The organism is Gilliamella sp. G0441 (assembly GCF_050589305.1).
In the GTDB taxonomy this organism is placed as follows: Bacteria; Pseudomonadota; Gammaproteobacteria; order Enterobacterales; family Orbaceae; genus Gilliamella.
Genome location: NZ_JBNRJF010000013.1, coordinates 41,177 through 62,124 on the forward strand (window position 1 = coordinate 41,177; position 20,948 = coordinate 62,124).

General features: G+C 34.6%; 25 protein-coding genes. 8 read left to right on the forward strand and 17 right to left on the reverse strand.

Annotation, left to right across the window (positions count from 1 at the left end; genetic code table 11):
• Positions 1–50: 50 nt before the first annotated feature.
• Positions 51–536 (forward strand): Cys-tRNA(Pro) deacylase, encoded by a 486-nt coding sequence (gene ybaK / locus ACKJXD_RS10400; RefSeq protein WP_220215935.1) that lies wholly within the window; start codon positions 51–53, stop codon positions 534–536.
• Positions 537–694: 158 nt separating this feature from the next.
• Here ybaK and ACKJXD_RS10405 read toward each other — a convergent pair whose 3' ends face one another.
• The 4 genes from ACKJXD_RS10405 to ACKJXD_RS10420 all read right to left on the reverse strand — a co-directional run bounded on the left by ACKJXD_RS10405 (position 695) and on the right by ACKJXD_RS10420 (position 3,792).
• On the reverse strand, positions 695–967 hold the full coding sequence (locus tag ACKJXD_RS10405; RefSeq protein ID WP_034946923.1) for an HU family DNA-binding protein: 273 nt from the start codon (positions 965–967) through the stop codon (positions 695–697).
• Between the two features lie 176 nt (positions 968–1,143).
• Positions 1,144–1,737, reverse strand: a complete 594-nt coding sequence (locus tag ACKJXD_RS10410) for a YjaG family protein (RefSeq protein ID WP_220215936.1) — start codon at positions 1,735–1,737, stop codon at positions 1,144–1,146.
• On the reverse strand, positions 1,730–2,803 hold the full coding sequence (gene hemE / locus ACKJXD_RS10415) for a uroporphyrinogen decarboxylase (protein ID WP_294828139.1): 1,074 nt from the start codon (positions 2,801–2,803) through the stop codon (positions 1,730–1,732). Before hemE ends, ACKJXD_RS10410 begins: the two co-directional genes overlap by 8 nt.
• Positions 2,804–2,892: 89 nt before the next feature.
• The gene (locus ACKJXD_RS10420) at positions 2,893–3,792 is read right to left on the reverse strand and encodes a LysR family transcriptional regulator ArgP (RefSeq protein ID WP_065558410.1); all 900 of its coding nucleotides are present in this window, start codon (positions 3,790–3,792) and stop codon (positions 2,893–2,895) included.
• 208 nt (positions 3,793–4,000) lie between these two features.
• Between ACKJXD_RS10420 and rpiA the strand changes: the two genes are divergently transcribed.
• Both rpiA and serA read left to right on the forward strand, forming a co-directional pair.
• Positions 4,001–4,675, forward strand: coding sequence for a ribose-5-phosphate isomerase RpiA (gene rpiA, locus ACKJXD_RS10425; RefSeq protein WP_220215938.1), 675 nt, complete (start codon positions 4,001–4,003; stop codon positions 4,673–4,675).
• A 59-nt stretch (positions 4,676–4,734) separates the two neighbouring features.
• On the forward strand, positions 4,735–5,976 hold the full coding sequence (gene serA, locus ACKJXD_RS10430) for a phosphoglycerate dehydrogenase (protein WP_220217310.1): 1,242 nt from the start codon (positions 4,735–4,737) through the stop codon (positions 5,974–5,976).
• A 147-nt stretch (positions 5,977–6,123) separates the two neighbouring features.
• On the opposite strand, the gene srlR is transcribed toward serA, so the two are convergent.
• From srlR to srlA, 6 genes are all read right to left on the reverse strand, one after another.
• Positions 6,124–6,903, reverse strand: coding sequence for a glucitol operon DNA-binding transcriptional repressor SrlR (gene srlR, locus ACKJXD_RS10435; RefSeq protein WP_220215939.1), 780 nt, complete (start codon positions 6,901–6,903; stop codon positions 6,124–6,126).
• A 102-nt stretch (positions 6,904–7,005) separates the two neighbouring features.
• The gene (locus ACKJXD_RS10440) at positions 7,006–7,371 is read right to left on the reverse strand and encodes a transcriptional regulator GutM (RefSeq protein ID WP_294828151.1); all 366 of its coding nucleotides are present in this window, start codon (positions 7,369–7,371) and stop codon (positions 7,006–7,008) included.
• A 72-nt stretch (positions 7,372–7,443) separates the two neighbouring features.
• Entirely contained in the window at positions 7,444–8,223 is a 780-nt protein-coding gene (gene srlD, locus ACKJXD_RS10445) for a sorbitol-6-phosphate dehydrogenase (RefSeq protein ID WP_220215941.1), read from the reverse strand.
• 10 nt (positions 8,224–8,233) lie between these two features.
• A complete protein-coding gene (locus ACKJXD_RS10450) occupies positions 8,234–8,605 on the reverse strand; it encodes a PTS glucitol/sorbitol transporter subunit IIA (RefSeq protein WP_294828154.1) in 372 nt (123 codons plus the stop codon).
• A gap of 21 nt (positions 8,606–8,626) precedes the next feature.
• On the reverse strand, positions 8,627–9,640 hold the full coding sequence (gene srlE, locus ACKJXD_RS10455) for a PTS glucitol/sorbitol transporter subunit IIB (protein WP_430876261.1): 1,014 nt from the start codon (positions 9,638–9,640) through the stop codon (positions 8,627–8,629).
• Between the two features lie 21 nt (positions 9,641–9,661).
• The gene (srlA, locus tag ACKJXD_RS10460) at positions 9,662–10,210 is read right to left on the reverse strand and encodes a PTS glucitol/sorbitol transporter subunit IIC (protein ID WP_220215943.1); all 549 of its coding nucleotides are present in this window, start codon (positions 10,208–10,210) and stop codon (positions 9,662–9,664) included.
• A 273-nt stretch (positions 10,211–10,483) separates the two neighbouring features.
• On the opposite strand from srlA, the gene ACKJXD_RS10465 reads away from it, so the two are divergent.
• The 3 genes from ACKJXD_RS10465 (at position 10,484) to mutH (ending at position 12,413) form a co-directional block, all read left to right on the forward strand.
• Positions 10,484–11,068: a Dps family protein gene (locus ACKJXD_RS10465; protein WP_220215944.1), complete on the forward strand. Its 585-nt coding sequence runs from the start codon at positions 10,484–10,486 to the stop codon at positions 11,066–11,068.
• A 78-nt stretch (positions 11,069–11,146) separates the two neighbouring features.
• Positions 11,147–11,695 (forward strand): NADPH-dependent FMN reductase, encoded by a 549-nt coding sequence (locus ACKJXD_RS10470; protein WP_411590631.1) that lies wholly within the window; start codon positions 11,147–11,149, stop codon positions 11,693–11,695.
• Between the two features lie 49 nt (positions 11,696–11,744).
• A complete protein-coding gene (gene mutH, locus ACKJXD_RS10475) occupies positions 11,745–12,413 on the forward strand; it encodes a DNA mismatch repair endonuclease MutH (RefSeq protein WP_430876262.1) in 669 nt (222 codons plus the stop codon).
• A gap of 29 nt (positions 12,414–12,442) precedes the next feature.
• Here mutH and argA read toward each other — a convergent pair whose 3' ends face one another.
• The 7 genes from argA to ACKJXD_RS10510 form a co-directional block, all read right to left on the reverse strand.
• A complete protein-coding gene (gene argA, locus ACKJXD_RS10480) occupies positions 12,443–13,771 on the reverse strand; it encodes an amino-acid N-acetyltransferase (RefSeq protein ID WP_430876268.1) in 1,329 nt (442 codons plus the stop codon).
• A gap of 334 nt (positions 13,772–14,105) precedes the next feature.
• Positions 14,106–15,386, reverse strand: a complete 1,281-nt coding sequence (locus ACKJXD_RS10485) for an MFS transporter (RefSeq protein WP_294828168.1) — start codon at positions 15,384–15,386, stop codon at positions 14,106–14,108.
• A 74-nt stretch (positions 15,387–15,460) separates the two neighbouring features.
• Entirely contained in the window at positions 15,461–16,660 is a 1,200-nt protein-coding gene (locus ACKJXD_RS10490) for an MFS transporter (protein ID WP_220215949.1), read from the reverse strand.
• A 290-nt stretch (positions 16,661–16,950) separates the two neighbouring features.
• Positions 16,951–17,463: a shikimate kinase AroL gene (gene aroL / locus ACKJXD_RS10495; RefSeq protein WP_294828957.1), complete on the reverse strand. Its 513-nt coding sequence runs from the start codon at positions 17,461–17,463 to the stop codon at positions 16,951–16,953.
• A 214-nt stretch (positions 17,464–17,677) separates the two neighbouring features.
• Entirely contained in the window at positions 17,678–18,031 is a 354-nt protein-coding gene (locus tag ACKJXD_RS10500; protein ID WP_267350143.1) for a DUF1870 family protein, read from the reverse strand.
• A 141-nt stretch (positions 18,032–18,172) separates the two neighbouring features.
• Positions 18,173–19,003 (reverse strand): shikimate dehydrogenase, encoded by an 831-nt coding sequence (gene aroE, locus ACKJXD_RS10505; RefSeq protein WP_430876263.1) that lies wholly within the window; start codon positions 19,001–19,003, stop codon positions 18,173–18,175.
• Positions 19,004–19,326: 323 nt separating this feature from the next.
• Positions 19,327–20,226 (reverse strand): LysR family transcriptional regulator, encoded by a 900-nt coding sequence (locus ACKJXD_RS10510; protein ID WP_220215953.1) that lies wholly within the window; start codon positions 20,224–20,226, stop codon positions 19,327–19,329.
• A 300-nt stretch (positions 20,227–20,526) separates the two neighbouring features.
• Between ACKJXD_RS10510 and rpmB the strand changes: the two genes are divergently transcribed.
• Positions 20,527–20,763, forward strand: a complete 237-nt coding sequence (gene rpmB, locus ACKJXD_RS10515; protein ID WP_220215954.1) for a 50S ribosomal protein L28 — start codon at positions 20,527–20,529, stop codon at positions 20,761–20,763.
• 15 nt (positions 20,764–20,778) lie between these two features.
• Positions 20,779–20,946 carry a 50S ribosomal protein L33 gene (gene rpmG / locus ACKJXD_RS10520; protein WP_025314526.1) on the forward strand — a complete coding sequence of 56 codons (168 nt, stop codon included), beginning with the start codon at positions 20,779–20,781 and terminating at the stop codon, positions 20,944–20,946.
• The last annotated feature ends 2 nt before the right edge of the window (positions 20,947–20,948 follow it).

The window sequence follows — 20,948 nt, forward strand, 5'->3', positions numbered from 1 at the left end:
AACTTAGTTGGTAGGGATAGTTTCTAAGGTTAACCATTTGGATAATAATAATGACGCCAGCTATCAGTTTGCTAAAAAAGTTAAAAATCAAATTTAATGTTCATCATTATGAACATGCTCCTAATGAGACTCAATATGGACTAGAAGCTATTAATAAACTTGATCCTAACTTACATGTGGTAGCAGAGCAGGTATTTAAAACATTAGTTGTTTGTTTAAATGGAAATGATAAATTTTTGGCAGTTTGTGTTGTACCTGTTAAATATCATTTGGATCTGAAAAAAGCAGCAAAGGCATTAAATTGTAAGAAAGTGGATTTAGCCAATCCCAATTTAGCACAAAAAATAACAGGCTATCTAGTCGGTGGAATTAGTCCTTTTGGACAAAAAAAACTATTACCGACACTTGTTGATTTAACAGCAAATCAATTCAATACAGTATTTGTATCGGGTGGAAAACGCGGTTTAGAAATTGAAATTACTCCCCAAAATTTGCTCAATGTATTAAATGCTAAATTAGTCGACCTTATAGTTTGATCAGTTTAACATACAACAAAATTGAAAATTAAAGGAAATACTAGGTTTACAGGCGGATTAAATCTTGTGTTGCATATCCAACAATTAAGGTCATAAAAAATTTTATGACCTTAAGACAAATTCCATCAATGAAATTGATAGAAAGGAAAAGAAGAGAATTATTTAATCGCTTCTTTTAAGCTTTTACCTGATACAAAAGCAGGTACTTTGCTTGCAGCAATTTTGATCTCTTTTCCTGTTTTAGGATTACGACCAGTGCGTGCTTTACGAGAATTAACTTTGAAAGTACCAAAACCCACTAATTGTACTGGTTCACCAGCTTTTAATGATTCAGTGATAGCCGCTAATGTAGCTTCTAACGCAGTTTTAGCTGCAACTTTAGTAATATCTGCTTTACTAGCAATTGCGTCGACAAGTTCTGTTTTATTCATGGAAATATCCTTACATATTTATTTTATTGTTAAAGTTAACATAATTAAGAAAAGCTACTTACTAACTTTTCTCCTGTAAACAGCATTTAGGTTACATTATTGTTAAATGTAGTCTATATTGCTCTAATATTAAAGAAAAATTTATTAAAAAGTAAAAAAATCATGGCTTGAACGCTTTAATCGCTCAAAAAAACACCAATATTACTAATTTTTGCCATCCGAATTTCAGTTTTAAGACCTTTGATCAAATCTACTGGTGAGTTACTTTCATCACGCAATAAACGAAAAATGTCCCATTGCAAATCAAATTCATCTTTCACAGTCGGTAAAAGCTCTTGTTCGTTTTCAGTAAGTAAAACATTGTTCTTAGTCATCTCAAATTCAGCAACGGTTGTCGCTGATATACTACTTACTTTAGCGGTGTGTTCAGCAATATCACCACTTAAATACGAGTGTAACAACTCGCTAAGTGCCTGACATGCATCAATAGCAGGATAGACCATATAAGGGCTTTCATTAGTAAAAACCGGAATGATAGCTTCTAATTTTTCTAGCTGTAAATCGAAGTTTATTTTTACATCATAGACTAATAAGGATTCCCATATTAAATCAAGTATTTTTTTGTAATTTTTGCTATCTTCTTGATTTTCAACTTGTTTGCAGTAGTAAACAAAATTAGGGTACATTCGTTCACACAAACAAACCATAAATAATCGTTGTTGCCATTCAGGCAATTTTTCCATTCTTAATTGAATTGGGTTTTTAATCATGATGAAACCTTTTTGATTGACGATGAACCGCGTCAATTAAATATTGTACATGTTCTAGCGGAATATCTTGATGAATACCATGCCCTAAATTAAAAACATGCCCATTATGATAGCCAAATTCCGATAACACAGCATCTACATTCGCTTCAATGATTGGCTTATCAGCATATAAGACTGAAGGATCAAGATTACCTTGTACCGCTATTTGTCCTTTTTGTGGCACGTTACTTAGATCAACCGTCCAATCAACACCTATCGCGTCACATCCCGAGTTTATAATACTTTCTAACCATAATCCGCCACCTTTAGTAAATAAGGTTACAGGTACATAAGAAGTGATATCTTGACTCTTTTTACCTTGTTTTAATTGCGATAGAATTAATTTCATATAATCTAATGAAAACATTTGATAGCTTTGATGACTCAGTACCCCACCCCAAGTATCAAATATCATTATCGACTGCGCTCCGGCTTCAATTTGGGCATTTAAATATATAGCGACACTGTTAGCCAGTTTTTCAAGTAATAGGTGCAGTGCTTTAGGATCACTATATAGCATTTTTTTTATTTTAGTAAAAGCTTTACTGCTACCACCTTCAATCATATAAGTAGCAAGTGTCCACGGACTACCCGAAAATCCAATTAATGGTACTTTTCCGGCAAGTTCTTTTTTGGTTAGCCGAATGGCATCCATCACATATCTTAATGATTGCTCTGGGTCAGGAATGGGAAGTCGCTGAATATCAGATAGACACTGAATTGATTGCTTAAATTTAGGACCTTCTCCCGTCTCAAAATACAAACCAAGACCCATTGCATCAGGAATAGTTAATATATCAGAAAAAATAATGGCGGCATCAAGATCAAATCTTTTCAGTGGCTGTAAAGTCACTTCACAAGCTAAATCGGGAGTTTGACACATCGTCATAAAATCCCCTGCTTTAGCTCTTAAATCACGATATTCAGGTAAATAACGCCCAGCTTGGCGCATCATCCATACAGGCGTGTAATCAACAGGTAAACACTGTAAAGCTCGTAAATAACGATCATTTTTTAGTTGATACATAGCATCGACTCTTTTAGTTGTTATGACAATTGATCCAAACGTTTAAAGTTAACATGTTATTTTAGCATCTTATATGCTTATATAATCGATTATTTATGAGGTTGAGAGAGCACATTTTGTGCATAACGAATCAATGTTTCAGAAATATTTTGCATTACACTACTTTCTGGGGCAAATCGATGCCAATAAAGCATTCGTCTTTGATAAAGACCTTCAGTCAAATTGACAAGCTCACCTGTTTTTAACTCTTGTTCAACTTGAAGTTTTGGTAACATACAACAAGCCGAACCTTGTTTAGCCAACTGAACAAATGCTTCAGAGGAACTGGTTATATGACAAACGACACTTCCCGGCGTAAGATTGAAATTCTCTTGTAAAAAAGCTTGATGCATATCATCTAAATGGTCAAACGCTACCGCAGGCGCCTTCAACAAAGAAGAACGAGTAACGCCATTAGGAAAATATTTTTTTGCAAAATCAGGCGACGCAACAAAAATATAGTCTAAGGCACCTAACATATCTGACAAACAACCCGGTAATGGATTGGCTTGAATACTGATTGCAGCCACAACCGTACCAAGTCGCAATAATTCTAATGTATGTTCTTCATCTTTAACTTGTATATCAAAACGTAAAATATTTTTATCTAACACAGGTTTTAGCGCTGGTAAAAGCCAGGTTGCAAGCGAATCCGCGTTGATTGCAATCGATAACGACAATGGTGTCGGATTTTGATCGTTATCGCCTAACCATTGCTGTTCAAGTAATTCTACTTGATGCAATAATCCTAAAAGATGTTCGCCTTGCTTGGTCGCTTTTGGAGGAATGGTTCTGACTAAAAGCTGTTGACCAAAAAAACTTTCAAGTTGCTTGATGCGTTGTGAAACCGCCGGTTGTGTAATACACAATTTATCGGCTGCTCTTTCAAAACCTCGCTCTTTTATTACTGCATCTAATGCTTGTAATGCTCTATAATCTGGACGCTTCATAATCTCTTTACGAATAATTGAATCTTTGCTTGAATTCTCAAACCTTTTAGATCAGGCTAATTTATTAAATAGATCTAAAACTTAATATATTTTATCAAAATACTAATGATTTTTGCCTTCCAAACGGTTACTATGCCATATCTTCAGTAATTTTGCTTTCAAAATTTTATTTTTTTGAATAAAAATTATCTAAAACTACGGTGATATCATGACGCAAGATGAATTAAAAAAAGCGGTCGGCTGGTCTGCTTTAAAGTTTGTAAAACCCAACTCTTTAGTCGGAGTTGGAACCGGGTCAACAGCCGCACATTTTATTGATGCTTTAGCAACGATTAAAGGTCAAATTAAAGGAACGGTTTCAAGTTCTGAAGCTTCTACCCAAAAACTACTCAGCTATGGTATTCCCGTACTTGATTGTAATGAAGTCGATAGTTTGGATGTTTATGTTGATGGCGCAGATGAAATTAATTATCAGATGCAGATGATAAAAGGTGGTGGAGCTGCACTCACGCGCGAAAAAATTGTTTCAGCATTAGCTAAACAGTTTGTTTGTATTGTTGATGAATCTAAAGTAGTCAATGTATTAGGTAAATTTCCTTTACCTATTGAAGTCATCCCAATGGCTAGATCTTACGTTGCTCGAGAGTTATTTAAATTGGGTGGAAAACCTATTTACCGTCAAGGCGTTGTGACTGATAATGGCAATGTAATTTTAGACATTCATGATTTAGTCATCACAAACCCAATTGAATTAGAAAATTATATTAATAACATTCCGGGTGTCGTCACAGTTGGTTTGTTTGCTAACCGAGGTGCAAACATTGCATTAGTCGGTTCAAGTTCAGGTGTTAAAGAGTTAACATTAAACCGTTGTTCAAATTAAATTGAGTGTTATTATTAAAGTTTTATGCATTGATGTGGTATATGGAAAGAGAGGAAAAGATGGTCGTTCAGGCTTTAACCAAAGATGAAAATAAGTTTTTATTACTTGAAGGTGTTCACCCTAGTGCAGTTGAGGTACTCAAATCCGCTGGTTTTACAAATATAGAATATCTTAAAAGCGCCTTATCGCCTACCGAACTTAAAACAGCCTTAAAAGATGTCCGCTTCATTGGAATTCGCTCAAGAACTCATTTAACCGAAGATATTATTAACTCAGCACCTAAATTAGCCGGTATTGGTTGTTTCTGTATTGGAACCAATCAAGTTGATCTAGATGCTGCAACTGTTAAAGGTATTCCTGTTTTTAATGCTCCATTTTCCAATACCCGATCTGTTGCTGAGCTTGTTTTAGCCGAAGCCATATTATTGCTTAGACGGGTACCTGAAGCTAATGCTCAAGCTCACCAAGGTAAATGGAATAAAATAGCCACCGGATCCCATGAAGCTAGAGGTAAAAACTTGGGTATTATTGGCTATGGTCACATTGGTAGCCAATTAAGTATATTAGCAGAATCATTGGGAATGAATGTCTATTTTTATGACATTGAGACTAAATTACCTTTAGGTAATGCAAAACAGATAGCAACCATGAATGAATTACTCGCAATGAGTGATATTGTCAGTATGCATGTCCCTGAAAACCCGACGACAATCAGAATGATCAGCAAAAATGAGATCAATCAAATGAAATCAGGTGCGATATTAATTAATGCATCACGCGGTAAAGTTATCGATCTTGATGCATTAACTGATGCTTTAAAAGCCAATAAAATTAGTGGTGCCGCCATTGATGTATTTCCGACCGAACCAGCAAGTAATAATGATCCATTTGAATCGCCATTATGTGAATTCGATAATGTCATTATCACTCCACATATAGGTGGTTCTACCAGCGAAGCTCAAGAAAACATTGGTATCGAGGTGGCAACTAAATTGGCTAAATATTCCGACACAGGTGCGACCTTGTCAGCTGTCAATTTTCCTGAAGCCTCTTTACCTATTCCGGCTAAAGGTTCGAGTCGATTTATCAATATTCACCATAATCAACCAGGTGTATTAACCGCAATCAATACTCTTTTTGCCGAACAAGGTCTAAATATTTCGTCTCAATACCTACAAACGGATCCTAAAATTGGCTATGTAGTCATTGATATCGATAGAGTTGAACAAAGTAAAGCTGAAGAGTTATTAATTAAACTCAAAAATGTCGCAGGGACTATTAGAGCTAGATTGTTATTTTAATTATTAAAGAAAATAATCTATGATAAGCTAATTGGTAATTAGATTTGGTTTCTAATGTATTTAAATATGGCAATGTGCATTAAGATTACAAAAGAAGCCAAATATTTATTGAATTAAGTTTCAAATGCTATCAAATTTTATATTAGTTTAATTATCGACTACTTTCACTTTAATTACATTGATACCCCGTTGTATCAAAGCATCATAATATTTATCGTCTAAATTATCATCGGTAATGATAGTATCGACTGCATTTAAATCGCAAACCACATTTGGGCTTCGTCGTCCAAATTTTGAAGAATCCGCTAATAAAACCAGTTTCGCAGCTGCTTTACTCATTGCCACACTACCATGATAACTTTCATTAAAGGTGGTTACTCCACCTACCAGATCAACACCATCAGCCCCCATAAACAGCTTATCAAATGAATAGGATTCAAATGCTGCAATTGCTGAAGCATTATTACTATGAAACGAGGCAGATTTACGGCGAAATGTGCCACCCGTTAATATAATATTTTGATCATTATCGTTAGCAACGAGTTCATTCACCATATATAAACTGTTGGTCATGATAGTTAAATTATTAAATTGAGCTAACATAGGAATCATTTGTGCAACGGTACTACCTGCATCAAAAATAACAGAATCACCATCATGAATTAGTTTTGCGGCCTCTTGGGCTATTGCTTTTTTTTGTGCCGTATTAATATAAGTTTTGTGATCGATTGCTCGGTCACCAATTTCTCGATTTAACATTGCACCACCATAAGTCCGTAGCACAAGTCCACTCTCATAGAGCTGAGAAAGATCTTTTCGAATAGTGGTACCGGTTGTTTGAAAATGGGTAGCTAACTCATCAACACTCACTTGCCCATTTTTTTGCAGATATTCTAAGATCGCTGTTTGTCGTTGCCTTACTTTCATGATTGAAGTCCACTATTACTGTTCATTAATAGAATTAATTTATTGTATAAAATATTATACTTCATCATGAAAGAAAATACTTTTCAAAATAAAAGATAGTGATTATTTATTTGCTTTTAATGCAAGAATCAAGGCGCTTTGTGAAGCAATATCATTCGGGAAAATTGTTTCAGGCATAATATCAGTAATATTTAGTCCGTATAATTGTGGTATCGATTTTGGCAATGCAAAAACGGTCACCCCTTTCATCCATACTGAATCAATCACTTTTTTATCGTGATCTAATGATAGCGCGATTAAAACTTTCGGTTTAAAACGTTGAGTTTGGCTACGACCAATACCTAAGTAAGTGCCTTTCTTCATCGATAAAAATGCTCGATTAAAACGACGAATTTGAAACCAGCCAAGTATTATTTGTAAACTCCAAGCAATTAGAGCGAATATGGCTAAATTAGTGGTCATATTCATTATTATCTCCTTTTTACCAGACCAGAAAAGAGATGTGCGAAAGGCATCGCTATACCTTCGCACCAAATTGAGTTAAAACATAACTTGTCCACCCGTAATATTAATTGATTGTCCTGTACAATATGATGCTTTATCGCTTGCATAAAATAACAATACATTAAGCACATCCTGATATTCACAGCCTCGTTTGAGTGGCACCTTATCAATATAAAGTTGTTCAACTTGGTTTTCTGGTATACCAAGTTTTTTAGCATATTGTGGAATCAATGATTGAAACATTGGCGATTTTAATAAGTTACCCAGCATCAATGAATTAACCGTAATTCCATAGTCAGCAAGATCGAGTGCTAAAGATTGTGTTAATCCAACACCACCAAATTTTGCGGCGCTATACCCTGAATTGTGTTTGCTACCCACTTTGCCGGATTTAGAGTTAATTTGTATAATTCGACCGGCAGTTTTATATTTAATCATCAAATTAGCGAATTCACGTGCACATAAAAAATAACCGGTAAGATTAACATTGACGGATAATTGAAAGTCTTTCAATACAAAATGAGTAATTGGAGCAGCTTTAGCGACGCCAGCACTATAGACCATTAAATCCATTCGTTTAAATGTATTATCAATTTCGTCAGCCAACTGCCGCACACTTTCTTCATCGGTTGCATCCACCCTAAAACCTTTTGCAGTTCCCACACCATGCTTGTTGTTTATTGTTTCAGCTACTTTATTTGCATTATCAATATTTAAATCTGCAACGGCAACTTTATATCCAGCATCGGCAATACCTTCAGATAAAAAAGCCCCTAAGGTTTGTCCTCCACCTATAATGACTGCTACTTGTTTCATCTTCAGCTCCTTAAATAGTCAAAATTATAATTTCGTCATCGATATTAAGTTGATTGGGTATTTCACCTACAACATGGACAGTCCCTGGTAATTCTGCATCACAATTCCCATCAAATTTTAATGTGATATGACCTAATTCTTTAAAATTAGTCGTTGCGACATCACCGACTGAAGTAATTTGAAAAGCGTGCTTGCCCAATTGAATGCATTGCCCTATTTTAAGATTTTGCCTTAACTCACCATGGCTATGTATAAAGCAATAATCCGCTAAATCAGATGGCGCCCCTTCGTTAAACAGGATTAACATACCATCTGCCAATGCTTCTTTGGCAAAATCACCAATTTGTCTAATTTTTGAATAATAGATAATTTTCGACATCATTAACCTTCTCTATTCGTTTGCTTATTGATAAATAAATAACGATACTGCCCACGCAATTAAAACAGTTGGCGCGCCAGTTAAGAAACGACTAACTAAAACAGCGGGAACACCGACACGCACGGTATCTTGTTTTGCCTCGGCAAGTGACAAACCGACAGGAATGAAATCACAGGCAGCCTGTGCATTAATGGCAAACAAAGCAGGCAAAGCTAAGTGCGGTGGAATATTACCAAGTCCAATTTGAACTCCAACTAATGTCCCGATGACTTGTGCAATAACCGCACCAGGCCCTAAAAATGGTGAAAGTAATGGGAAAGAACAAATAAGCGCTAAAATAACCAGACCAAGTGGATTATCGGCTAATGGAACTAAGCCATGAGCAATTAAATCACCTAATCCTGACGCAATGATAATACCAATTAAGGCCGATACAAATGCCATAAACGGTAAAATAGTTTTAAGCACAGTATCAATCGTGTCACGACCTGCCTGAAAGAACACGGCAACACCTGAGCCCATACCGATACCGATTTTTGCTAATAAACCATCACTTTGTTCGGTAATTTTTTTACTGCTGTCATACTCTTTAAAATTATTTGCTGGCGCTTTTTGATATGAATTGTTTGTAACAGATGCTTCCTGAATGTCAGTATCCATCTCTTTTTCAATCACTCTAATATTATTGGGTTTTACCGCTGACACATAAATGTCTTCTAAAATATATTGAGCAAGTGGCCCAGATTTACCTGTCGCATGAATATTAATCGTAGGCACTCTATTTTTAGGATAGATACCACATCGTAATGTGCCACCACAATCAATGACAGCAACACCAATTTCATCTTTAGGCGGTTCCCCTTCTTTAAAACCATCAATAGCTTTCCAACCCGTTAATTTTTCTAAAGTATCAACAATTGCTGGTCGAGTGCCTGCTGCAATGTAGACGATTTTTTTACCTGCTATAATTGGCAGTTCTAAAGGCCCACCCCAACCGGCTTCACCTTTTTCAATTCGAATAAATTTCATCATATTCATTTCCTTGTTTATTTATTTTTGTTATAGATGTACCTTTCGATCTAATTTAATGCCCATTTTTCTTTCAAAAATGGCAGTACAAAAATCAGTAATCCAACCTCTAAAAAAGTTGGTGAATAAGCCAACTAAAAAATAACTTACTGCCAATGGCCCTAAAGGAAGATTTAAGGTTGTTAATCCAGCTGCGATACCTAAATAAACAAAAAGTTCACCGGGATTAACATGAGGAAATAGCCCATTCATTGAATGGCAACTGTAAGAAGATGCCGCATAATAACTAGGTTTATAAAACTCGGGCATAAAACGCCCTAAACTTAGTGTCATCGGATTACAAAAAACAAATGTACCAATTAAAGGTAACAATAAATAACGTGAGATAGGATTGCCAGCGCAGGCTTGTGCTAAGCGCTCAATACGGTCTTGCCCAATAAATTTGATTACGGCATTCATGACCACTAACAGTGAAATTAACAGGGGCAGTATTCCCGTGACCATACCGATAAACACTTTCCCACCCTCTTGAAATAAACCGATAAACCATTCGGCACCATATGAAATTGTATCAATCATAATTTCTCCTCATTAATTAAACTTCAAACAAAGATTATCAATTTCAAAAGCGCAAAACTTTTAACCAAGTCACAATTTGAAATATTTTCTTTTATTGTGAAAGAAAATATTTCAAAAGAAACGATATTTATAATAAAAAAATGAACCATAGACTGCTGAAATAGCAGTAATAGCCAAAAACAGCTCATTTTGATTGGACTTTAGTTAAGACTTGGCGTAATTTGGTATAGGAAAGTTAAGCAATTTTACAATTCACCTATAGGAGAATATTAGATGGCTAAAAGTACTACTTCCAAAAAAACGACTACAAAAAAACCGTTATCTGCTAAAAATACGGCTGCAGCAAAAAAACTACAACAATCTGCTATTTTATTTCCAACTGATTTAGGTCAAAAAGCATCTAAAGATATCTCTGGAGCAATGAATTCTGTATTAGCCGATGTCTTTGCTTTGTATTTAAAAACTAAAAACTTCCATTGGCATGTCAGTGGTCCACATTTTCGTGATTACCATTTAATGTTAGACGATCATGGTGATCAACTATTTGCAATGACTGATCCTATTGCTGAACGTGTACGTAAATTGGGCGGAACAACTTTGCGTTCAATTAGTCACATCTCTAAATTACAAAGTATTTCTGACAATAATGCAGATTTTGTTGAGCCGTCTGATATGCTTGCTGAACTTTGTCAAGATAATATTAGATTAACAGAACGAATGCGTGTTGCTCATGATATTTGTGATAAATACAATGATTCAGCAACAGCAAGCTTAATTGAAGAATGGATTGACCAATCAGAAAGACGAGCTTGGTTCCTATTTGAGACAGGACGTAAATTGGATTCATCAGGACATTAAAGAACTGTAATAATTTTTTGGTATTATAATTAAGAGACACTTAATGTGTCTCTTAATTTCAATTTAAGGGGACCCAAAATGAGTAAAAAAATTGCAGTACTCGTTGGTAGTTTACGTAAAGGTTCATATAATTTAAAAGTAGCCAAAATCCTTAAAGAAATTGCCCCTTCTTCACTTTCCTTATATTTAATCGAAATTGGCGATCTTCCCTTTTATAATGAAGATATTGATACCGATACCCCACCAGCATCTTACACTTTGTTTCGCAACGAAATAGCGGATTGCCAAGGCGTGATTTTTGTCACACCTGAATATAACCGAGGTTTGCCTGCTGTGATCAAAAATGCAATTGATGTCGGCTCACGTCCTTATGGTAAAAATGTCTGGGCAAAAAAACCAGCCGCAGTGATTTCGGTATCACAAGGTGCAATTGGCGGTTTTGGTGCTAATCATCAACTACGTCAGTCACTAGTTTTTCTAGATATGCCAACCTTACAACAGCCTGAAGCTTATATTGGTGGTATCAGTGCCGCTTTCGATGCGAATGGCAATATTTCAGAAAAAACCCGAGAATTTCTTTCATCAATTATTCAAGCTTACGCAGTATGGGTTGAAAAATTAAGCTAATCCTTTATCATTTTAGGTAGGCATAATTATTAGATGATAGCGTTTATAAATGGCAATATTTTTTCCAAGCAACGAACAAGAGTTATTAGATCGAGCAAAACTTGTTGCTGGATATACATTTGGTGAAATTGCTCAATATTTAGGCATGCCAATTCCTGACAATTTGACTAAACAAAAAGGATGGGTTGGCAATCTTATTGAAACGTTTTTGGGAGCCAATGCCGGTAGTAAAGCTGAACGAGATTTTAGTAATTTGGGCATCGAACTAAAAACAATTCCAATTGATATGCATGGTAAACCATTAGAAACGACCTTTGTCAGTGTAGCACCATTAATGGCAAATCATGGTGTGATTTGGGAAACAAGCCATGTGAAATATAAATTATCTAAAGTACTTTGGATCCCAATCGAAGGGGAAAGATCTATCCCACTTGCCAATCGTAAAGTTGGCAGTCCTATTTTATGGATACCCACAAAAGAACAAGAACAGCAACTCAAACAAGATTGGCAAGAACTGATGGATATGATTGCATTAGGTCATGTTGAAAAAATTACAGCACATTATGGCACATATTTACAAATAAGACCTAAAGCAGCAAACGGTAAAGCTTTAACCGAAGCGGTAGGAGAAAATGGTCAAACTATTTTAACACGTCCACGTGGCTTCTATCTTAAAAAGTCTTTCACCAAGCAAATTTTACACAACGCTACTTACTAATACTATCATCCTGATTCTAAGAAAAGAATTTAAATAATATCAAGCATTAAAATTTTGGAGTTACGTTGATAATTATAAAGTTGCTTTTTTTTAATCGGTAAATCATTAACTTCAGCTGGGTTAAATCCCTTTTCTCTAAACCAATGAATACTACGCGTTGTTAACACAAAGATTTTATTAAGTCCTAAATTTTGTGCTCTACTTGCAACCGTGCTAATCAACAAATCACCTCTGGATGAATTGCGATAATCAGGATGAATGGCAACACACGCCATTTCACCCATTTTTTCTTCTTGATAGGGATAAAGCGCTGCACAACCGATAGTCATATTGTCACGCTCAATAATCGTGAATTTATCAATTTCCATTTCCAACTGCTCTCGTGAACGCTTAACTAAAATACCTTGTTCTTCTAACGGACGAATCAATTCTAAAATACCACCAATATCGTTAATGGTCGCTAAGCGAATTTGTTCAGAATGCTCTTTAGCAACTTGGGTACCAATACCATCACGTGAAAATAGTTCTTGTAAAATAGCACCATCAATTAGATAGCTAACTAAATGACTACGCCTAACGCCATTTCGACAGGCTTTTGAAGCAGCTTTCAAAAAGCGAGCTTCACTGGATAGATATTTACCTAATTGCTGTTTACAATTGACATAGTTGTCAGCATCGATTGGAAAAAGATCCGTAATGACTTTACCTTGCTCATCAAGCACACCTTGCTCAGCACAAAAGCTGATTAACTTATCAGCTTTGATTCGAATCGCCACTTCGGCAGCAACATCTTCTGAAGCTAAATTGAAGCTTTCTCCTGTCACCGATACACCAACCGGCCCTAATAGCACAATCGAACCACGATTGAGTTGCTCATCAATTGCCTCACTATTAATACGACGAATTTTACCCGTATGGCAATAATCAATTCCCTCGTCTATTCCTAAGGGTTGAGCAATAACAAAATTACCGCTGACAACATTAATATGAGCACCTTGTAATGGGGTATTATTCAAACTCATTGATAAACTGGCAGTAATATTCAGTTGTAACATGCCTGTTACTTGCTTAATAATATCCAAAGTAACGGCATCTGTAATTCGGGTGTTTTTGTGGTATTTCGGCTCAATATTGTGATTTTTAAGTGATTCATCAATTTGATTGCGTGCTCCATTGACAATAACCAATTTGATTCCAAGACTATACAGTAATCCAATATCACTAATAATACTTGAATAATTATTACTTTTTAGCACAGCTCCTGTTAATAGGATAACAAAAGTTTTTCCATGATGAGCATTGATATAAGGTACGGAATGCCTTAATCCTTCAACTAACTCGGTTGTTCGCTCTTTCATTTTCGCAATCACCCAAATTGAATATTTATTCATATTTTTTGTATTTTTATTTATTTGCGAACAATAAGCAAGCAATATTTGATAAAATTTTGACAAGATAAAATCACAAGTTAAGTACCAAAAGAAAAACCTGTATTCAACAGTGTGTTGTTTATCAAAATTTTATTAAAAGTGGTAACAACAAACAAAATCAACGTATAAAAAAAGCATACCATTATTGTATGCTTTTTAAACTGAGAATAAATTTAAGTAATGCACTAAAAAACGAGTATTATTTATTCATCGTTTTTTGTCATAATTAATATCAACATCCCTTAAATTTTTATTAAATCGGTTATTTATTAATATTAAAGATCATGCGATAGCGCATTAATACGACAACCGCTAGTAATGTACCTAAACCTGCAATGATTGCATCACTTAACATGATATATCTTAAACCAAAATTTGTAGATATCCAGCCAATTAAAAAGGGAATGACTGTCGTTGCAACGCTCGATGAAGTGAAGAAAATGCCCAATACTTTACCTTTTCCAGATGGAAAAAATTCAGCCATGGTCGTTAATGCAAGTTGTAATACACCGCCTGCAGCAGTGAAACCAAGCACAAATCCTCCGACAATACACATTGTTGGTGTTGGATTGAGATACAATCCGATAAGCATTAACATAGATAACAGCGGATAGACAACCACAATATATACAGGTTTAATTAAACTTTTGACTAATATTGAAGTTAAAAAGACACTAGCAAGGGTACCTAGACCATACGAAGAGAATGCCTTAACCGCTCCTGCTGCATCCATACCAGCGACAGTTTGAGAGAAATCCTTTAAACATGAAGAAACCAGATAAAATGTTGCGGTAGAGGTAAAACCAATCACAATAAAACAAATACCTTCAATCCAAAAATTTGATTTATGTTTTAAAGTTGGCGCTTCTTCAGTAATCGTTTGTAAATCTTTTTCTTCTTGTTCTGGTGTGATTTTATGATTTGGGAATGGCATTTTCAGTACAACTAATGCATTTAATGCGAGAATAATACAACATAAGATAAATGACCAACCGTAATATCCTTCACTCGCCATAATAATACCCATAATGATAGGTAGTACCGATTGACCTGCGGCAATCGCTGCTTTAGTTAATATCGATGCAGAACCAGGCGATTTTGGAAAAGCTTCCATTAATGCAGGATAAGTACCAGCATCAAGTGTTGAATTAGCAATACCGCCTAACACCGCAAACATAAAGGCAATTTCAAAACTTGGGCTAACCAAAATACCAACTAAAAAACCAATATAAAATAATCCGCCTAACGCAATGAAAGGTTTTCGCCCATACTTATCGGATAACGTTCCCATAACAAATAGGACTAACAAGCGCCCCACGCCTAACCCCATCATGACATCATAAACGCTCTTTTTTGCCTTGCCTATTAAGTCAGTTTGTTCAGGAGTAAGTGCATCTTGCGCAATATTAAATAAGTAAGCAATTTCAGGATTAAACTGAGCAGCTAAATAATCAATATTCAAACCAAGTATTATTGCCCCCATTCCATGCACAAAGTAGTTTATATATAAACAGATCGAAGTGCCTAAATATCTATTTTTCATTTATTATTTCCTGTATAAATTAATTTTCAAAACACTAAAATAAATTTTACTCATCATGTAAATAACATTGAGTTTTAAATTTTTTTCATATCTATCACTTTGTTAAAACGGAAATAGACAATCAGCGCTAATACCACACTAGTCAGCGCAATAACAAAATCGGTTAAAATGGCATAACGTACATCAATTTTCGCTAATTTAGGCACTATCAATGGAATAACAGTAAAAGAGAATCCGCTAAAAGTATACATACAACCAACGGCAATACCTTTACGTGTTGGAAATAATTGTTGCATGACAACTAACGTTAATTGAAGTACGCCACCTGCAGCAGTAAACCCCATTCCAATAGCAACAAAAAAACACATCTCCGAAGAGATATTGAAATAGAAAAGAATGAGCACAAGAGCGGATAGAGCAGGAAGAATAATGATGCAATCTATTGGCTTTAAAAAATATTTGACTATAAATGCAGTAACAAACACAGAAATAATTGATGCTCCGCTATAATAGCTAATCAACTGGTTAGCTTCAAATTCATCCATATTCACACCTTGAACCGCTATGGTTGGCAACCATTGTGAGATGACCAAAAATGTTGCTGTGGTGGTAAACCCCATGATGATTAATAGCACACCTTCAATAGCAAATTTTGGGGTATCTTTAAAATAATTATCAGTTCCTTCACACCCCGTAATAGCAATCTTTTTAGAAGGAAATTGGGTTGGTGCAAGCAATATTCCATTGATTATTAAAAATGCAGCAAAAGAAAGAAATGCCCAACCATACCAGATATGATATTCACCAAAAAAGGTAACGATAAAAGGTAATATTAATGTTCCAATTGAAATGAACGCTTTAATCAATACACTAGCAGAACCTGCTGATCGAGGAAAACACTCAGTTAATGTAGGCATAGAGCCAGTATCTAAACATGAGTTTCCAGCACCAATAGCAATAGCAAGACAAAAGGCGATATGAATGTCAGTGCAAAAAGTCATGCCTACAAAAAAGATTACATAACATGCCATACCTAAATAGATAAAAAGTTTACGACCAAATATATCTGACAAGATTCCACCAGCTAGCATCAAAGATATTTTTCCTATCCCAATACCAGAAGCAACATAGCCAAGTTTAACAATATCGGTATTGAGTTGTTTTGAAAGATCATTTGAAAATTGCATAATTACGATTAATGCAATACTTTGTATAATGTAATTTGCGTAAATAGAGCCGACAATCCCATAAGAATTGACCTTTCGATTATCCATTGGTAGTACTCCATAGCTAAAAATTAAAAATATAAACTGTAACTGCTTTCAATATACAATCATCAATCTGAATCTAAAAGAGATAAGTATAATTTTATTGCTAAACTTTAACGCTGGTCACATTTATTTATAGATTCTAATAAATTCATAAATATAAAAATATAGTATTGATTAATATGCGAACCAAAAAATAAATTTATTCTATAGTATTTTAAGGATTTATTCTTTTTTTTTATAAAAAAATACCACATTAAATGTGGCACTTTGGAAGAAAGGAAGAGAATATTATATTAGTTATGCAGAATTTGAAGAATTTCACTAAGAATTTGACTTTCGTCTTGATCAACATTGACTACATGGTGTGCAGCATCATGATATAAAGGTAATCTATCAGCTAATACTTTTTCCATTTCATCAACGATGGATAAACCTGTTAAAGATGGTCTTTGAGCGACATTAGGATCTTTCATTAAGCGTGCGGCTAACGTTACCGCAGGAGCAGATAAAAAGATTACTGTCCCATTTTGCTTCATAAAATCGCGATTATGCTCAGCCAGTACCATTCCACCTCCAGTTGCGATGACACGTGACGGTTTAGCGGTATCAATCAGGACTTGACTTTCTCTTGCTCTAAATCCATCCCACCCCTCTTTTTCGACGATTTCTGCAACAGTTTTTTGGGTGGTTTCAAGTAAATGGCAATCTGTATCAACGAAAGAAAATGACAGCTTATTTGCAAGCATTTTTCCTATAGTTGTTTTACCTGCTGCTCTTGCACCAACTAAAAAAATTGTCTTATTCATATTAGATCCTTTCATATTTACAGATTGAAGAATATATTGACTATGCTAGTGATTCGCTACAGTTTTTGCAACATTTTTTTTACATATTGTTTATCAAAAAAAACATCATTGATTTTTATCAATTTAACTTAATGCCATGTCATTTTTTCGTAAATAAAAATTTACACCTTTTATTTAATTCCTTTAATGAAGTAATAGATTGATCGATAATCCACTAACACAGTTTTTCTAAACCACGAAAATAAAGTTCCGTTGCAATTGATTGATGTAAGCGCCATTGTATGACATCCAGATCTGGATTTACCTTTTTAAATTCTTCAAATGTCATGAAATAACGAATAGTATTACTTCCAACCCTATCATTGATACTATTGATGATAATATTTACTTTATCAGTACGTAGCTTTTTTAGCGCTTTCATTGCATTAGCCACAAATTCCGGTACAGGTTCTATGCCTTTTTCCCAATCGTGCCAAGTTTTTGCATCTGTTTTACCAATATATTCGCTTGCTTCTGGCACTTTTAGCATAAGAAAACGGCGATAAGCTTGCAATTCTAGGTTAGTCATAATTACTCCTTCTAATAACATACTAAATTTATACAATAGATTAGAATTCATAGGAATTTTTATCGTGCATTGCATAAATAGTTTTCACTAACACATTTAATAATATTTTGTTATTAAATGTGTATCATGTCAGACAAATACTTATTTCTCGGCTAAAGCATCTATAACAGCTTGTTTTGCCCGGTCAGATAAATCTTTTCCTGTCCAAATTTTGAATTGGGCATTCGCTTGACCAATAAACATTTCCCTTCCTGATATTGATTCCCATCCTGCTTTTTCGGCCTCTTGTCTGAAACGGGTATGATACGGTGTATAAACAATGTCATATGCAACACCTTTTCCTTTGAACCAAGAATATTCATAAGGTGTTTGGTCTTCAAATTTACCTTTCATACCTAATGGCGTAGAGTTGATAATAATTTGCGCTTCAACTTTATCTCGATCTTCCCAAGCAACCGTTTTTAAATTAAATTCTTTAGCAAGTTCTGACGGCAAATCCGTTACAATATCCGTAACAGTAATATCGGTATAACCTAGATCATGTAAGCCAACTACCGCAGCTCGAGCTGCACCACCTGCGCCAAGTAATAGCACTTTTTTGTATTGTGGTGGTAACTGCTTTTCCTGAAGAGGTTGCATAAAACCAACAATATCTGTGTTATCACCACAAAGCTTATCACCATCCCAATAAACTAGATTTGCGGCGCCTGCTTTTTTGACATGTTCAGTCACTTCATCTAAATAAGGAATAATAGCTTGCTTATGTGGAATTGTGACACATAACCCGCGAATATTTAATAATCTTACAGATTTAAAAAGCGTAGGAATATCTTCGGGTGGTGTTGAGAATGGAACCAAAACCGCAGGAATGCCATAATCTTGAAATGATGTAGTATGAATTAGAGGACTCAGACTATGTCCTAAAGGATAACCGATAATGCCGTAAATACTATAAGGCGTGAACTGGCTCATGTAATCTCCTTGAAAGTTAGAAAATTAAACCGAATAAATTAATTCTGTCATTCACTGTATTAAAGCATATTTATTATAAAATTAAATCATTTTTTCTAAAATTATAGACACCCTTAATGATTTGTTTTATAACAATTTGTTTAATATATAGAATTTAAATTTGATGAGTAAAAGCAATGTTAAATTGATTAGAAAATTCATCGATAATAAACTTTTTATATTTTTTGATGAAAATAATTGATAAGGCTAATCACACGACAAACCTTATCATTATTCTGATGATATCAAATCCCCTACAATAAATTTATGCTAATAGATTAAATTTATCGACCAAAAATCGCATCGTCACTGTGTTCAATTAAGAAATGATAAAACTTCTGGGCTGCCGGTAATAATGGTCTATTTTCCATTGTCGCAATAAATATATCTCTTTTTTGATAATTTTTGCTCATTGGTACTAATGTTACATTGAATTCTTCAGGTATATGTACTCTCGGCATAATACCGATACCATAATTAATTGAGACTAATCCCATCATGGCGCTTTCTGTTTCTACATGACAAGCTATGTTCGGCTTGATGCCCGTTTTATTTAACATGTCATCGATCACACTTTTCATCCCACTTCGTTCTGTAAATAAAATAAGGGGTTCGTGAATTAAGTCTTTTAAATCAAGTTTTTTACGCTTAGATAAAGGATGATCATTAGAGATAATAAAAACTAACTCTTGTTTAGTTAATTTTTGAAAATGAACATCAGGTTCATCTTGTAAGCGTGAACAAATGGCTATCTCGTATTTTTTGTCTCTTAAACCTTCAATGATATTTTGTGACATCCCTTCATAAAAAGAGAAAGTAATATCTTTATTTTCAGGTTGAGCTAAAAATGCCTTAATAATTTTTGGAATATAATTGGAGCTAATCGAATAGATAAAAGCAAGTCCAATATGACCATGTGAAACACTGGTTAACTCTTTAACAAACTGTTCACCTTCTGATAATGCCGTTAGAGCTTGTTCTACATAAGTAAGATATTGTTTACCTTCTTTTGTTAGCTCAACATTTCGGCCTCTTTTTTGAAATAATTTAATCCCAACCTCTTTTTCCAGTTCTGATATAGAATGACTAAGGCTTGGCTGACTGATTGAAAAATATTCTGATGTTAATGTGTAATGTTGAGTTTTTGCAAGTACTTGGAAATATTTTAGTTGTTTAAGATTCATGTCATCAAACTCTCTTTACTTATTTATACAAAAGACAGTATAGGAGAATTTTCTATTAACACAATATTTGTATTTTATTTAACTCAGTTAAATTTAAACTTATTTTTTTCTTAAACAAGATAATACTTGAGAATTTGCCGATAAAAGCGTATACTTCGCTACCTCATTATTGTGGGTGTAGTGTGAGAGGTGAGACTGCTTCTCAAATAGAGCTGCAGCAAACTAAAAGCCTGACGAGGTTAATTCCATTAACATATTACGCCCAAGGCTTAAGCATAGAAATTTCGGAGAATTATTGACATGTCACGAGTATGCCAAGTAACAGGAAAAAAACCTTTAGTAGGGAATAATCGTTCTCATGCGATGAATGCTACTAAACGTCGTTTTCTACCAAATCTTCAAACTCACCGTTTTTGGGTTGAGAGTGAAAAACGTTTTGTAAAATTACGTGTATCAGCTAAAGGTATGCGTACTATCGATAAAAAGGGTATTGATGCAGTTTTAGCTGAACTTCGTGCCCGTGGTGAAAAGTACTAATAAGGAAACCCTATCATGGCAAAAGGTGTACGCGAAAAAATTAGATTAGTTTCTTCTGCTGGTACAGGTCATTTTTATACCACTAGCAAAAACAAAAGAACCATGCCTGAAAAAATGGAGATCAAAAAATACGATCCTGTTGTTCGTCAGCATGTTATCTATAAAGAAGCTAAAATCAAATAGTT